Raw genomic sequence first — 14,824 nt, forward strand, 5'->3', positions numbered from 1 at the left:
CGGGTTCCTAGAGCAATTCCAGGAAAAGTGTGAAACGGTTTTCCGTCCGGAATTGCGTAAAAACAAGGAGTTAGAGCGGGTCGCCGTTTCCGTGAAACGGTGAACTGCTCTCGGGGAGTGAGCCATGAACTACACCAGGATGGTGATCGAGAAAGAGGCACCGGAAGAATACGGCTACGATCGTATCCGCTTCAATCTTTCCGAAAGCTCGATCGCCGACCAGAAGCTCTCCGACATCGGCCTGTCGCTGCCCGATCTCACGCTTTTCTATGGCGAGCATCGCGGCGACAAGCAGTTGCGTGCACTGATATCGGCGCAGGATGCCGGCATTTCGCCGGATGATGTCCTGGTCACCGCCGGTGCCGCCGGCGCGCTGTTCATCATCTCGACCTCGCTTTTGTCGGCCAACGACCATCTCGTCGTCATCCGGCCCAACTACGCCACCAACATCGAAACCCCAAGGGCGATCGGCTGCGCCATCAGCTTTGTCGACCTGGCCTTCGAGGAAGGCTTCGCCATCGACGTCGAACGCGTCAAGGCCGCGATTCGGCCGGACACGAAGCTGATCAGCGTCACCTGCCCGCACAACCCGACCGGCACGATAATGAGCCGAGCCGAGCTCGATGCGCTGGTGGCCCTTGCCGAAAGCAGCGACTGCCGTCTGCTGGTCGACGAGACCTATCGCGACCTCTCCTACGGCAGGCGGCTGCCGACGGCTGCCTCGCTCAGCCCGAAGGCGATCAGCGTCTCGTCATTGTCCAAGGCCTTCGGCATTCCCGGCATCCGCATCGGCTGGCTGATCACCAGGGATGCGGTGCTTCAGGAAAAATTCCTCGCCGCAAAGGAGCAGATTGGCATCTGCGGCAGCGTCATCGACGAAGGCATTGCCCGCGGCATGCTCGAGCGCCGGGACGCCTTCCTGGCGACACTGCTGCCCGAAATGGCCAAGCGCCGCGACATCGTCCAGGCCTGGATCGACCGCGAACCGCTGGTCGACTGGATCAGGCCCGAAGGCGGTGTCGTCGGCTTCCCGCGCCTCAATGTCGAACCCGGCTTCGACCTCGACCGGTTCTATGCGAACCTGCTGGAGAACCATGGAACCTATGTCGGACCCGGCCACTGGTTCGAGATGGAAAAACGCTTCTTCCGCGTCGGCTTCGGCTGGCCGACGGAAGCCGAATTGCGCGGCGGCCTCGACGCCATCTCCGTCGCACTGCGGCAGTAACTTCCGCGTGCCGGCGATGGAGCAGGCTGAAAATTCCTTGATCCGCACTGATTCTGACGCATATCCGCGGCGAACTGAGCTAAAGTTCCGCCAGCCGGACCAGCGCCCATCGTGGAAGTGCCCCGCCAGCTGACGCCACTGCAATGGGGCCTCTTAAATCATGACCGCCGAACAGATATCACCGGACCAGCGCTATGCCGCGTTCCGCCACCGCTCCTTCCTGAGTTATTGGGCGGCGCGTTTCCTCACCACATTCGCCACCATGATCGTGTCCGTCGCGGTCGGCTGGCAGATGTACGATTTGACCCGCGACCCGCTCGATCTCGGCCTGGTCGGCATCGTCCAGTTCCTGCCGTCGCTGCTTCTGGTGCTGGTCACCGGTGTCGTCGCCGACCGCTTCGGCCGCCGCCTGATCATGGCGCTGGCGGTCGTGGTGGAGGCGATGTGCGCGCTGGCGCTGCTGTTCCTGGCGCTGCGCGGCATCAGCGGGCCGCTGCCGATCTTCTGCGTGCTTGCCATGTTCGGCGTCGCCCGCGCCTTCTTCGGTCCGGCCTCGGCCTCGCTGTTCGCCAATCTGGTGCCGCCTCAGGATTTCGCCAACGCCATCGCCTGGAATTCATCGGCCTGGCAGACGGCGACCATCGTCGGACCCGTCGCCGGCGGCCTGCTCTACGGCGTGTCGCCGGAAGCGGCCTACGGAACCGCCGCTGTCCTGATGCTTGTGTCCGGGCTGCTGATCTTCACCATCCCGAAGCCGTCGCAGCGCACCGAGTCGGACAAGCCGACGATGCAGCACCTGCTCGGCGGGTTCAGCTATATCTGGAGCGAGAAGATCGTGCTCGGCGCCATCTCGCTCGATCTGTTCGCCGTGCTCCTGTCCGGCGCCTCGGCGCTGCTGCCGGTCTATGCGCGCGACATCCTCCAGCTCGGCCCGTGGGGCCTCGGCCTGCTGCGCTCGGCGCCCAGCATCGGCGCCATTTGCGTCGCCATCTGGCTGGCCGGGCATCCACTTCGCAACCACGCGGGCATGATCATGCTGGCCGCTGCAGCCTCGTTCGGCGCCTTCACCGTGGTTTTCGGCCTGTCGACCATCACCTGGCTGTCGATCGTGGCATTGGTCTTCCTTGGCGCCACCGATATGTTCAGCGTCTACATCAGGGAGACGCTGATCCAGCTGTGGACGCCCGACGAGGTGCGCGGCCGCGTCAACGCCGTCAACCAGGTCTTTGTCGGCGCCTCCAACGAGGTCGGCGAATTCCGGGCCGGCACGATGGCCGCGCTGATCGGCACGGTGCCGGCCGTGGTGATCGGCGGCATCGGCGCCATCGCCGTCGCTGGCCTGTGGATGGTGCTGTTCCCCCAACTGCGCAAGGTGCGCCACCTCAACGGGCGCAACTGATCTTCCCACGGTTGACAGCCGACATGCCTCGCCCATGCCACAGGAGCTCTCATGATCACTTGCTACCTGAAATACGTCATCGACCCCTACAAGCTTGCCGAGTTCGAAGATTATGGTCGTCGCTGGATAGCTCTGGTCAACCGCCTCGGCGGAAACCATCACGGCTATTTCCTTCCAAGCGAAGGGGCGAGCAACATCGCCTATGCCATGTTCAGCTTTCCGAGCCTTGCCGACTACGAGGACTATCGCAAACGGATGGCTGCCGACCCGGAATGCCAGGACGTGTTCGAAATGGAAAAACGCACTCGCAGCATTCTCAGCTACGAGCGCAGCTTCCTGCGGCCGGTGCTCGAACCTTAATGCATGTCGCCCAAAAGCGGCCCCGGTTTTGGGAGAACGACATGCATGAAGACAAAGACCTAAAGCGGGTCGCCTGAAATCCGTTCAGACGACGGTTTAGCTATCTGCTCGGCTTGCCGAAGATCATCCGCAAAAACTCGTCCAGCCAGCGCTTGAGATGCATGTCCCAGATCAGCCGGCCGCCGAGATGATCACGGCCGGGCTGGGCACCGGGCAATTCGAAGCGATGCGCGCCGCGCACCACCCAGCGCTGCATCATCACCCTGGTCAGTTCGCCATGGAACTGGATGCCCCAGGCATTGTCGCCGTAGCGGAAGGCCTGGTTGGGATAGGTCTCGGCCGTCGCCAGCAGCGTCGCGTCCCTGGGCAGCGAAAAACCCTCGCGGTGGAACTGGTAGACCATCTCCGGCCAGTGCATCAGTTGCTTGCCGGCTTCGGTCGCCTTCAGGGGATACCAGCCAACCTCGACCAGCCCTTCACCATGACCCTCGACCTTGCCGCCGAGACAGTTGACCAGCATCTGCGCGCCGAGACAGATGCCGAGACATGGCCGGTTCTCCCTCAGCGGTATTTCCAGCCAGTTGGTCTCGCGGCGGACGAACTCGTCGTCGTCATTGGCGCTCATCGGGCCGCCGAACACCACCGTGCCGGCGTGATCGTCCAGTGTTTCGGGCAAGGCGTCGCCAAGCGGCGGCCGGCGGATGTCGAGATCGAAACCTTCTTCCAGCAACATATGGCCGACACGTCCCGGGCTCGAACTCTCCTGATGCAGCACGATCAGGATCTTTGGCTTCGAACTCGTCTGGCGTGGCATGGGAAGGCGAAGATCCTATTCGTCGCTCGATGTTCCGGTGGCGCCGGGCGCGTGCGCCGCCGCCTTGCGGCGCGCCTCGACGCGGTCGTGGCGTTCGACGCCGATCAGCTCGGCGACGCGCCAGACGGTGTTGTCCTCGAGCTCGTGCAACTCGCCGTCGGCATAGACGATTTCCCACATCAGGCCGATGAAAGCCTTGCGCGCATCGGCATCGAGATGGCGCTTCAGGACGCTGGTGAAGGCGTAGAGATCGATCGCCTCATTGTCGGCCCGCTCGCCGGCAGCGGCCAACGCTTCGAGTTCCGCGCCACTGATCGAATAGCTCTCGGCCAGCACCGCCTTGAACCGCTCCCACTCGACATCCTGGCGCACGCCATCGGCGTTCATCACATGGTAGAGCAGCGCCGAGGCGGCGACACGCGGATCGTCCGTGCTGGCATGCGTGCCGGCACCGGCCGGCAAATCCCTGAGAAACGACAGAACGCGCTCAAACATAGATCCATACCCCAACGGCCTGACGGCCTGCCCAACTCAAAACAACCGAAACCGGCGCGGCGATTTCTCCGCTTCCTCGTCCGGATCGACGCCGGGATCGTCCGGCAGCCGCGCAAGCTCCTCGGCCGGCTCGACGCCTTCGGCATCGCTCGGCACCGCGGCGAAGGCCGCTGCCGTGATCGGCCTGACATGATCTTCTTCGCGACTTTCAGCTTGCTTGCCCGCCGACGTATCGCCACCGGCGTCGTCGATCACTTCGATCGGCCTTTTTTCGCTCGTCGGCTTTGCCAATGCTTCAATAACCGGTGCCGCACCCGCTGGCGCGTCATCATGGCTGTCGATCAACTGGCCAAGACGCTCCATCGGCGCGCGCCACTCGAAGGCGTCGAGCCGGCCGGTGATCGGCGATACCGGAGCCCAGCGTTCCGATACCACGCCGTCTGCGACCCAGGCCGGATCGCGCGGCGCCCGCAGCGCCCTGGACAGCAGCTGCCGAACTTTGCCCTGATCGCCGGTCTCGGCCTCCTCGATGTCGGCGAGCAGCAGATAGGCGCCCTCGCGACGGTCCATCCGGATCGCCGCCTCGGCCTCGCGGCGGGCGGTCGCGAAATCCTGCGCGTCGAGCGCGGCGCGCGCCACCGTCATCGACGATTCGGCGTGGTTCTTCTTCATCTCCTGCAGCTTCTTCGCCCGGTTGAGGCGGTCGAGCACCGCGTCGCCCGGCCTTGCATGGGTATAGAGCTCGGCGATCTCCGGATGCGGCTCGGCCTTCCAAGCCGCCTCGAGGATCTTCGAGCCCTTGCGCACATCGTTCTGCTTGAACAGCGCGGCCGCAGCGGCCACGGCGGCGGGCGCAAAGTCGGGCCTAAGCTTGTTCGCCTCGATCGCGGCCGTCCTGGCGGCGGCGGGATCGCTGTCGGCAAGCGCCTGCGCCTTGGCGGTCAGCAGCACGGCGCGGCGGCGGTTGGCGGCATCGCGTTCGATCTGCCGTGTCGCTTTCTGCGCGTCGACGAGTTTCAGGGCGCCGTCCCAGTCGCCGCGCGCGGTCAGCTCTTCCAGCGTCGATTCCGCCGCCCAGGCCAGTTGCGGCGCCACAGCGGCGGCGCGGCCGGCATAATGCCTGGCGGCGTTGCGGTCGCCGAGCCGTTCGGCTTCCAGATAGAGCCCGCGCAAACCCAGCAGCCGCATTTCGGGATCGTCGAGCATGCTCTCGAATTTCTGCCGCGCGCCTTCATGATCGCCTTCGAGCAGCGACGCCTGCGCTTCGAGCAGATGGATCAGCGGCTCCTGGTCGGAACGGATCAGCTTGGCGGCTTCCTTGGTCTTCTTGCGGGCCAGCGCACCATCACCGGCGCCGGCGGCAATCATTCCGGTCGACAGCGCCTGATAGCCACGATCGCGGCGGCGGACACGGAAATAGCGCGAGATGGTGTAGGGGCTGTTCCACAGCGACTTGAGCAGCCACCACAGGATCATCACCGCAGCGACCACGGCAACGACAGCCACCGCCGCCACCATCAGGCTGACCTGGTATTGATAGCCGTTGAAAGTGACGACCATGTCGCCCGGCCGGTCGGCCAGCCAGGCAAAGCCCAGCCCGAGCGCGAAAACGACGATGAGGAAGGCGAGCAGGCGGATCATTGTGTTGCCCTCATGCCTTCATCGCGCCCGAGATCAGCGCATCGACCTGGGTTTCGACCTCGATGCGCGCCTTCAGCTTACCGGCAAAGTCGGCGCCCGCGGCCTTGGCGGCCTCGGGCAGCGTTTCATACTCGCTGAGTGCCTTGGCGTAGTCGCCCTGGTTGACCGCCGCCTCCATGCGCGCGACGGTTTCCGGTGCGCCGGCGCCTTCGACGGCGCCGATCGGCCTGACCTTGACCAGCGATTGCGCGCTCGACAGAAGGCTCTGAACGAAGCCGGCATTCTCATCGACAGGCGTTGCCGAAGTGACCATGGCATTGGCGGCGGCATCAGCCTGCGATGCGATCTCGGCGCGGGTTGGAACGCCCTTTTCGGCATAGGGGCGCAGTGCCGCAAGCTGCGGCGCATCAGGCGAAATCGCGGCGAGGGTTTCGAGTTCGGCCGAAAACGGCCCGCCACGCTCAAGCGCCGCCTTCAAGGCCGACGCCGCGATGGCAAGCGCGATCTTCGGCTGTCCCGCCGCCGCCTCGACCTTGCCGGACAGCTGCGACACAGACTGCTCCAGCGCTTTCAGCCGGCCATCCTGCGCGGTAGCCGCCTCGCCGGCCGACTTCACCTGCGCGTCGAGGCCTGCCAGTTTTTCGGTGAGCGGACCAAGATCGACCGGCGCCGCGCTGCCCGCCTTGCCGAGGGCGGCGACCGCCGTCTCGATCTGCGCGACCTTGTCGCCCAGTGCGGTGACGCCGGCCGCGTCGCCTGCTCCACCTTTCTCGACAGCCGATTTCAGCGCCGCGACATCGGCCTTGACCTGCTCCAGGCCCGAGGACAGCCCGACCATCTTCGCCGCTGCATCGCCATTGCCGCCGGCGTCCTTCAAGCCGGCGATTTCGGTCTTCAGCGAGGCGATGTCGCCATTGACGCCATCGAGCGAGACGCCGGCACCGGAACCCGGCGCGCCGAGCAGGCCGGCAAATTGCAGCCCGCCGGCGCCGACCAGCGCGATGACGCCGCCGATGATGCCGGCGGCGATGCCGTTGAGGCCGCCACGCTTTTCAGGGGCTGGCGCCATTTTCTCGTCCCGTGTCTCGGCTTTTGCCTTGTTGCCGTCGGTCTGCGCCGCCGACGCGTCGTCGAAACCGTAGTCGAAGGTTTTGGCGCGGTTGGGCGGCGCATCCGAACCGGGATAAGGCAGCTCTGGCTCGGCGGCTTTGGCTCCGCCATCCGCCGGCGCTTGCCCTTCCGCACCTGCGGCGCCATCGGCATGCTCCCACGGCTCGAGATCGGTCTGGTCGGCATGAACCGGCTCTTCGGGAACCTCGGGCTGCGAAGCGTTCGCTGCTTCCTCGGCCTTCGCCTCGTCTGTCTGCGCCTCCTGCGTGGCGGCGTCCTCGTCGGCGATGCGTGAGACGGCGCCCGGCTCGAGATCGATGGTCACCGGCTCGCGGCGGCTTTTCGAGTGTCGCATCTTCGGCGTCTTGACCATGCCTGGGCTCCGCACATTCGCTTCGTCTCAACGCCTGGCGGCGCATGATGGTTCAGAAAGGGTCTAGCACATCACCAAGCGGTGAAAAGGGGCGGTGTGATGACGCGGCTCAGCGCGGCGCCTGCAAAAGTGCCAGCAATGCCTCCTCGTCAGGTTGCGCGGCAATGCGGATCCTTTCGCTGGCGGCATCGTCGAAGGCTGCGGCGATCCGCGTGGAAAGCGCAAAAACCCATGTTTTTTCGAAGAGATCGCGCAGAGCGGGCCGTCTTGCCAACATCTGCATCGCCGCCGCCGCCTTGGCTGAATAGAGCAATACCGCGTCGGCAGGTTGCCCCGACAGGCGTTCGAGGGTGACTTCGTCCGGATAACCCACTGTCAGCGTGTCATAGGTCTCGACGGCGTGGACCCGAACGCCCGCCGTCCCGAGCCTCTGTTCGAACGCCGGAAAACGCACGCGCCCGCAGAGGTAGACAATCGTCTTTCCAGAAAAATCGGCAGCGAGAACGTCGGCCACCGCCTCGGCATCGCCCGGGCCTTCACTGACCGACAAAAACCCCGCTTTGCGGGCAGCTTCCGCAGTCCGCCTACCGACGGCATGACAAGGCAAGGCGGCGAGCGTCCCGATGATTTCTTCCGGCGCATGGCGCATGGCATTGGCGCTTGTGACGGCCACCGCGACGGCATCGTCCGGGATCAGTCCGGCAGCGGCGGGCAACGCCTTTGTTTCGGTCAGGGGCAAAAGAACCGGCTGGAAACCTGCCTCCTCCAGCCGATGCGCTGTGCGCGAAGCACCCGGTTCCGGCCTGGTCACCAGGACGCGAAGCATTTCAGAGCCAGCCGTCGAAGAACTTTTCGCCGGCCCTGGCGCGCACGCTCCGGGCCGCTTCGCCGCCGATGCGGGCGGCGTCTTGCGCCGATCCCTGCAGTTCGACCGTGTGCGACTGTGTGCCGTCGGGCGAGATGATCAGCCCGGCAAAAGACAGTTTTCCGGCCTCGATCGCGGCATAGCCGGCGATCGGCGTGCGGCAGGAGCCATCGAGCGCCGCCAGGAAGGCACGCTCGCAGGCCAGCGCCTGGCCGGTCGGCACATCATGGACGGCTGCCAGCATCTTTTCGACATCGCGGTCGCCGAAACGGGTTTCGATGCCGATCGCGCCTTGCCCCGGCGCCGGCGGGAAGACATCGAGCGGTATCAGGTCGGTGACGACATGCTCGAGCCCAAGCCGCTTCAGCCCGGCATAGGCCAGGATCGTGCCGGCGGCGACGCCTTCCTCGAGCTTGCGCAGCCGCGTCTGCACATTGCCGCGGAACATCACCACGTCGAGATCCGGCCGCATCCGGCGGATCAGCGCTTGCCGCCGTAGCGACGACGAGCCGACTTTCGCCCCGCGCGGCAGTTCGGCGATCGTCTTCGCCGCTTTGCCGACAAAGGCGTCGCGTGCGTCCTCGCGCGGCAGGAAGGCCGACAGTTCGAGGCCGTCGGGCAGTTGCGTCGGCATGTCTTTCGACGAATGCACGGCGATGTCGATCCGGCCGGCCAGCAGCGCCTCCTCGATCTCCTTGGTGAACAGGCCCTTGCCGCCGGCTTCCGACAGCGGCCGGTCCTGAATGCGGTCGCCGCTAGTCGAGATGACGACCACCTCGAACGCCTCCGCCGGCATGCCATGCGCGGCCATCAGCCGCGCCTGCGTTTCATGCGCCTGCGCCAGCGCCAGCGGGCTGCCGCGTGTTCCGATTCTCAAGATTGTTTGCATGGCGCGCAGTCCGTGATAACCCCCCGGCAAGCGAGGCTTTTCCGGGGTTCTCCTAACGGGGAAAGCCCCATGATACAATCTTTAAGGACAGCGACGAATTGATCCGTGTGCTGGGCATAGAGACGAGTTGTGACGAGACCGCCGCCAGCGTGGTGGCCATCGACGGCGACGCCGCGCCAAAAATCCTGTCCAATATCGTGCTCAGCCAGATCGAGGAGCATGCCGCTTTCGGCGGCGTCGTGCCGGAAATCGCCGCGCGCGCCCATGTCGAGGCGCTGGACGGCATCATCGAGGCGGCGCTTGCCGATTCGGGCACAGCGCTAGCCGATATCGACGCGATTGCCGCCACCGCCGGCCCCGGCCTGGTCGGCGGGCTGATCGTCGGGCTGATGACCGCCAAGGCAATCGCCGCGGCGGCGAACAAGCCGCTGATCGCCATCAACCACCTCGAAGGCCATGCGCTGACCGCAAGGTTGACCGACGGGCTCGACTTTCCCTATCTCTTGCTGCTGGTCTCCGGCGGCCATACGCAAATCGTCGCCGTGCGGGGTGTCGGCGACTACCAGCGCTGGGCAACGACTATCGACGACGCGCTCGGCGAAGCCTTCGACAAGACGGCCAAGATGCTCGGCCTGCCCTATCCCGGCGGACCGAATGTCGAAAAGGCGGCACAGGCCGGCAACGCCTCGCGCTTTGCCTTTCCGCGTCCGATGAAGGGCTCGGCCCAGCCCGACTTCTCCTTCTCCGGCCTCAAGACCGCCGTGCGCCAGGCGGCGAGCGCCATTGCGCCGCTGAGCGACCAGGACGTCGCCGACATCTGCGCCTCGTTCCAGGCAGCCGTAGCCGATGCTCTGGCCGACCGCGTTTCTCGCGCGCTGACGCGCTTTCGCGAGACATTTCCCGGCACTAGGAACCCAGCCCTCGTCGTTGCCGGTGGTGTCGCCGCCAACCGCACGATCAAGACCATGCTGGAGCGGCTCTGCGCCGAGACCGGCTTCACCTTCATTGCGCCGCCACTGAAACTTTGCACCGACAATGCGGCGATGATCGCCTGGGCCGGCATCGAGCGGCTGCGCGAGGGCATGGCGCAAGAGAACGGCTTCGATTTCGTGCCGCGCTCGCGCTGGCCGCTGGACAGCATCTCGGCGCCGATGGTCGGCTCCGGCCGGCGCGGAGCCAAGGCATGAACGAGGTGGCAATGAGCGGCAAAGACACCGCGCCAAGCGGCTGGCGCGTTGCCGTGCTCGGCGGCGGCGCCTGGGGCACTGCCTTGGCCTTGGCCATGCTGCGCGCCGGCCATTTCGTCCGCCTTTACGCGCGCGATCCGGAGACCGTAGCCGCGATCGACCGCGGCGAAAATCCACGCTACCTGCCGGGCATTACGCTCCAGCCCGGCATCGTGGCGACGAGCAACATCCAGGCCACGCTCGACGGTGCCGATTGCGTACTGGCGGTGACGCCGGCGCAGGCGCTGCGGGCGACGTTGGCGGCCGCGAAGGACCATATGCCGGCCGGTATCCCGCTGGTTCTGTGTGCCAAGGGCATCGAAAGCGAGACTGGCGCGTTGCTATCGGCGATTGTCGAAGAAATCCTGCCGCTCAATCCGGTTGCCGTTTTGTCGGGCCCGAGCTTCGCCACCGACGTCGCCCGCGGCCTGCCGACGGCCGTTGTGGTCGCCGCCCGCGACGAGGCATTGGCCGCCGATCTCGCCGCCCGCTTTTCCGCCGAAAATCTGCGCTGCTATTCGAACGACGACCTGATCGGCGTCGAGATCGGCGGCGCCTTGAAGAACGTCTTTGCCATTGCCGCAGGTGCCGTCACTGGGGCGGGTCTCGGCGCCAGCGCCCAGGCCGCCATGGTGACGCGCGGCTTTGTCGAATTGCGCCGCATCGGCGCTGCCTTCGGCGCCAGGCCCGAAACGCTGATGGGGCTTTCCGGCCTTGGCGACCTGCTGCTGACCTGCTCGTCCACCCAGTCGCGCAATTTCGCCTATGGGTTGGCGCTCGGGCAAGGCAAGCCACTTGCCGGATTGCCGCTGGCAGAAGGCGTGCCGACGGCGGCGATCGCCGCCCGCATTGCCACCGAGCGCAACATCGACGCGCCGATCATTGCCGCCGTCGCCGCCATACTGGATGGCACCATCACCGTCCGGCAGGCCGTGACGGCGTTGATGACCCGGCCGCTGAAGACCGAAACCAACGATTGATCCCCACGACTTTGAACGATCAGGAGAAAAAATGCTGTTTGCTGTGATTTGCAAGGACAAGCCCGGAAGCCTGCAGGTGCGCCTCGACACGCGGCCCGAGCATGTTGCCTTTCTCGAGGGGTTGAACGGCGACAAGAAGCTGGCATTCGCCGGTCCGTTCCTTGACACTGAAGGCAAGTCCAATGGCAGCCTCGTGGTCGTCGAGGCGCCCGACCTGGCTGGCGCCCAGGCTCTGTCGGCCGCCGACCCCTACGCCAAGGCCGGGCTGTTCGAAAGCGTCGAAATCCGCCCGTGGAACTGGACGTTCAACAAGCCGGCGGCTAGTTAAATCCCGGTCGCCAGCGCGACTCCAAGGAGGAGAAAGACATGAACTACTGGCTGTTCAAATCCGAGCCATTCAAGTTCTCCTTCGAGATGCTGAAGGCCAAGGGCAAGGCCGGCACGCAATGGGACGGCGTGCGCAACTACGCGGCGCGCAACAACATGAAGGCGATGCAGATCGGCGATCTCGGCTTCTTCTACCATTCCAACGAGGGGCTGAACATCGTCGGCATCGCTGAAGTCTGCGCGCTTGCCCATCCCGACACCACGTCGGACGATCCGCGCTGGGAATGCGTCGACATCCGCGCCGTAAGGGATGTACCGAACTCGCCGACGCTGGAACAGGTGAAGGCCAATCCCAGGCTTGCCGACATGGCGCTGGTGCGGCTCGGACGGCTTTCCGTGCAGCCGGTGACGCCGGCCGAATGGAAGGAAGTCTGCCGCATGGGCGGCTTGACGCCGGCTCCGTGACGGCGCTCACGCCCAACAGCGCCAAACAGTTCATTCTCGACAATACGGCGCTGATGGCGCCGCCGCACGTGCCGGAGATCCTGCTTCATCTTGCCGACGAAGCGCATGACCTGTGGCAGCGGACCGAGGAAGAGCTGGTCGAAATCGGCCTGCCGCCGCCCTTCTGGGCTTTCGCCTGGGCCGGCGGCCAGGGCCTTGCCCGCTATGTCCTGGACAATTCCGGCACGGTGCGTGGCAAGCACGTGCTCGACTTCGCTTCCGGCTCCGGCCTTGTCGCCATCGCCGCTGCCAAGGCCGGTGCCGCCAAGGTGATCGCCTCCGACATCGACCCGTTCTGCGCCACCGCGATCCGGCTCAACAGCGAGATCAACGGTATCGGGACCGAATTCCTCGGCACGGATTGCATCGGCACCGATGCAGGTTGGGACGTGGTCCTGGCCGGTGATGTTTTCTATGACAAATCTTTCGCTGACCGGCTGGTGCCATGGTTCGCAACGCTGAAGGCGCGCGGCGCCGAAATCCTTGTCGGCGATCCCGGCCGGTCGTATCTGCCGAAGACAGGGCTGGAGCCGCTTGCGGTCTATGAAGTGGCCGTCACGCGGGCGCTGGAGGATGCGCTGGTCAAGCGCACGACCGTCTGGCGGTTCGCTTGACGCGATCGCCGAACAGGCGTTCCATAACATCCAGATCAGAGGGGCGAGCTCATGGATTTTTCAGCAGTGAACTGGCTGGCGGTGGTCGCTGCCGCAATCGTGGCGTGGCTGTTCGGCGCCGCCTGGTACATGAGCCTGAGCAAGGCGTGGCTGAAGGCCGCCAAGCTCGATCCGGCGACGATGAAGAAGTCGCCGCTGCCCTTCGTCGTCAGCTTCATCGCCGAACTGGTCATGGCCGCCATAATGGCGCTGGTCGTCGGCGCGATAACCGGCGGCGAGCCGACATGGCTCGCCGGACTTGTCTTCGGCTTCGTGCTCTGGCTGGGTTTCGTCGCCACGACGCTCTCGGTCAACCATCGCTACGAGAATTTCGGCTGGGACCTGACCCTCATCGACGGCGGCCACTGGCTCGGCGTGCTGCTGATCATCGGCGCCGTGATCGGCTGGTTCGGCGCGGTGGCAAGCTGAGTCAAGAAGGGAGTAGGGCAGTACGGCAGTAGGGGAATAGGGGGCAGACGGCACCGACGCCTATCCCTACTGCCCTACTGCCCTACTGCCCTACTGCCCTACTGCCCTACTGCCCTACTGCCCTACTGCCCTACTGCCCTACTGCCCTTTATCCGTGGTCCGCGTCTTGGCGACTTCCTCTAGCATCCATTCGCGAAAGGCGACGATGCGTGGATCGTCGGCGGTATTTTCGGGATAGACCAGGAAATAGGCGAACTCGGGCGCCACGCGCAGGCCGAGTTCGAAAGGCTGCACCAGCCTGCCCTGGGAAAGGTCGTTCGCCACCATGGCGAAATCGGCGAGCGCAACGGCATTGCCGTCGAGCGCTGCCTGGACGGCATCCGTGGAATTTCCGAACACGACTGTCCGGCTGTCGTCGAAATCATTGATGCCGGCCGCCGCCATCCACATCCGCCAGTTCGGCCACGTCACGCCTTGCCGCGACCATTCGATATGCGCAAGCGTATGGTTGAAAAGATCGCGCGGCTCGCGCAGCGGCGGACCGGACGTCAAAAGGCTCGGGCTGCACACCGGAATGAGGATGTTGTCGAACAGCCGGTGGGTGCGAAGGCCCGGATATTTGCCGGCGCCAAAACGGATGCCGACATCGATGTCGTCAAGTTCGAAATCCCGCACTTCATAGGCGATGTCGAATCGCAATTCGATATCGGGGTGACGCTTGCGAAAATCGTCGACGCGTCGCATCAGCCATTTTGACGCGAACTGCGCGTCGAGCGTTACCTTCAAGAGAGCGGTGCCGCGCGTCAGCTTTTGCGCCCGCGAAACAGCCCGGCCAAGCAGGTCGAGCGCGTCCGCCGAGGCGTCGAACAGCACCGTTCCCGCCTCGGTGAGCCGGATGGTGCGGCTGGTGCGCGTGAACAGCACCAGCCCGAGCTGATCCTCGATTTCCTTGATCTGATGGCTGACGGCGGCCGGTGTCAGCCCAAGCTCGTCGGCGGCACGGGTGAAATTGAGGTGCCGGGCCGCCGCCTCCAGCGTCCTCAAGGCACGAGTCCCAGGCAGAAGACGAGCCATCCTATCCTCAAAGAAAACTTGATGATCGAGAGAAAACTACTCGTTTCCTACAGAGATTTCAATCTGGCATGATCTGTCCATCGAAACATCATCAAGCCGGATTTGATATTCGGGGAGAACGGAGCACACCATGTCCATCATCGTTTTGAATTCGTCCGCACATCGTCCGAACTGGCTGGCCGAAACCCTCGACTGGTTGCGTCACGCCCGGGTCGCGATACGCCTCCCCCGCCGCGATACTGCCTACCAGAACGTCGAGGATCTCTCCGACCGCCAACTGCGCGATATCGGCGGCGCGCGCCGTGATGTCGCTCGCGCAATGGACAAGGAGCTTGGCCGGCTGGGCCTGCTCGACATCGGCTGGCAGAGACCTGGCCGTAGGGGAATAGGGGAATAGGGGAATAGGAAAAACTAAGGCCGCGCCCGAGCTTGCCCCTACTCCCCTACTCCCCTACTCCCC

The 14,824-nt window shown here is 65.0% G+C and carries 17 protein-coding genes; 10 read left to right on the forward strand and 7 right to left on the reverse strand.

The window, feature by feature from the left end; all coding sequences use genetic code 11:
- Positions 1–124: 124 nt before the first annotated feature.
- The 3 genes from LB559_RS18520 (at position 125) to LB559_RS18530 (ending at position 2,984) form a co-directional block, all read left to right on the forward strand.
- On the forward strand, positions 125–1,225 hold the full coding sequence (locus LB559_RS18520) for a pyridoxal phosphate-dependent aminotransferase (protein WP_224674684.1): 1,101 nt from the start codon (positions 125–127) through the stop codon (positions 1,223–1,225).
- Positions 1,226–1,385: 160 nt separating this feature from the next.
- Entirely contained in the window at positions 1,386–2,624 is a 1,239-nt protein-coding gene (locus LB559_RS18525; RefSeq protein ID WP_024503036.1) for an MFS transporter, read from the forward strand.
- 51 nt (positions 2,625–2,675) lie between these two features.
- Positions 2,676–2,984: an NIPSNAP family protein gene (locus LB559_RS18530; protein WP_224674685.1), complete on the forward strand. Its 309-nt coding sequence runs from the start codon at positions 2,676–2,678 to the stop codon at positions 2,982–2,984.
- Between the two features lie 100 nt (positions 2,985–3,084).
- Here the strand turns inward: LB559_RS18530 and LB559_RS18535 are convergent, their stop codons facing one another.
- The 6 genes from LB559_RS18535 to hemC form a co-directional block, all read right to left on the reverse strand.
- Entirely contained in the window at positions 3,085–3,798 is a 714-nt protein-coding gene (locus LB559_RS18535) for a glutamine amidotransferase (protein ID WP_013528913.1), read from the reverse strand.
- Between the two features lie 15 nt (positions 3,799–3,813).
- Positions 3,814–4,293, reverse strand: a complete 480-nt coding sequence (locus LB559_RS18540) for a TerB family tellurite resistance protein (RefSeq protein WP_013528912.1) — start codon at positions 4,291–4,293, stop codon at positions 3,814–3,816.
- Between the two features lie 36 nt (positions 4,294–4,329).
- Positions 4,330–5,934 carry a heme biosynthesis protein HemY gene (locus tag LB559_RS18545; protein WP_224674686.1) on the reverse strand — a complete coding sequence of 535 codons (1,605 nt, stop codon included), beginning with the start codon at positions 5,932–5,934 and terminating at the stop codon, positions 4,330–4,332.
- Positions 5,935–5,944: 10 nt separating this feature from the next.
- Positions 5,945–7,417: a COG4223 family protein gene (locus LB559_RS18550; RefSeq protein WP_224674687.1), complete on the reverse strand. Its 1,473-nt coding sequence runs from the start codon at positions 7,415–7,417 to the stop codon at positions 5,945–5,947.
- Between the two features lie 109 nt (positions 7,418–7,526).
- Complete coding sequence (locus LB559_RS18555) at positions 7,527–8,243, reverse strand: uroporphyrinogen-III synthase (RefSeq protein ID WP_224674688.1); 717 nt, start codon at positions 8,241–8,243, stop codon at positions 7,527–7,529.
- A gap of 1 nt (position 8,244) precedes the next feature.
- Positions 8,245–9,171: a hydroxymethylbilane synthase gene (hemC, locus tag LB559_RS18560; protein WP_127365959.1), complete on the reverse strand. Its 927-nt coding sequence runs from the start codon at positions 9,169–9,171 to the stop codon at positions 8,245–8,247.
- A gap of 101 nt (positions 9,172–9,272) precedes the next feature.
- Between hemC and tsaD the strand changes: the two genes are divergently transcribed.
- The 6 genes from tsaD to LB559_RS18590 are packed head-to-tail and all read left to right on the forward strand — an operon-like array spanning position 9,273 to position 13,290.
- Positions 9,273–10,358, forward strand: coding sequence for a tRNA (adenosine(37)-N6)-threonylcarbamoyltransferase complex transferase subunit TsaD (gene tsaD / locus LB559_RS18565; RefSeq protein ID WP_198032127.1), 1,086 nt, complete (start codon positions 9,273–9,275; stop codon positions 10,356–10,358).
- Positions 10,355–11,377 carry an NAD(P)H-dependent glycerol-3-phosphate dehydrogenase gene (locus LB559_RS18570; protein ID WP_224674689.1) on the forward strand — a complete coding sequence of 341 codons (1,023 nt, stop codon included), beginning with the start codon at positions 10,355–10,357 and terminating at the stop codon, positions 11,375–11,377. Before tsaD ends, LB559_RS18570 begins: the two co-directional genes overlap by 4 nt.
- Positions 11,378–11,408: 31 nt before the next feature.
- Entirely contained in the window at positions 11,409–11,705 is a 297-nt protein-coding gene (locus tag LB559_RS18575) for a YciI-like protein (RefSeq protein WP_013528905.1), read from the forward strand.
- Positions 11,706–11,743: 38 nt separating this feature from the next.
- Positions 11,744–12,169: an EVE domain-containing protein gene (locus LB559_RS18580; protein ID WP_224674690.1), complete on the forward strand. Its 426-nt coding sequence runs from the start codon at positions 11,744–11,746 to the stop codon at positions 12,167–12,169.
- Positions 12,124–12,822, forward strand: coding sequence for a class I SAM-dependent methyltransferase (locus LB559_RS18585; RefSeq protein WP_174299057.1), 699 nt, complete (start codon positions 12,124–12,126; stop codon positions 12,820–12,822). Before LB559_RS18580 ends, LB559_RS18585 begins: the two co-directional genes overlap by 46 nt.
- Before the next feature lie 51 nt (positions 12,823–12,873).
- A complete protein-coding gene (locus LB559_RS18590; RefSeq protein ID WP_224674691.1) occupies positions 12,874–13,290 on the forward strand; it encodes a DUF1761 domain-containing protein in 417 nt (138 codons plus the stop codon).
- 138 nt (positions 13,291–13,428) lie between these two features.
- Here the strand turns inward: LB559_RS18590 and gcvA are convergent, their stop codons facing one another.
- Positions 13,429–14,364, reverse strand: a complete 936-nt coding sequence (gene gcvA / locus LB559_RS18595) for a transcriptional regulator GcvA (protein WP_013528901.1) — start codon at positions 14,362–14,364, stop codon at positions 13,429–13,431.
- Between the two features lie 130 nt (positions 14,365–14,494).
- Between gcvA and LB559_RS18600 the strand changes: the two genes are divergently transcribed.
- Positions 14,495–14,761 (forward strand): hypothetical protein, encoded by a 267-nt coding sequence (locus LB559_RS18600; protein WP_013528900.1) that lies wholly within the window; start codon positions 14,495–14,497, stop codon positions 14,759–14,761.
- The last annotated feature ends 63 nt before the right edge of the window (positions 14,762–14,824 follow it).

Source organism: Mesorhizobium sp. BR1-1-3, from assembly GCF_020165455.1.
In the GTDB taxonomy this organism is placed as follows: Bacteria; Pseudomonadota; Alphaproteobacteria; order Rhizobiales; family Rhizobiaceae; genus Mesorhizobium; species Mesorhizobium ciceri.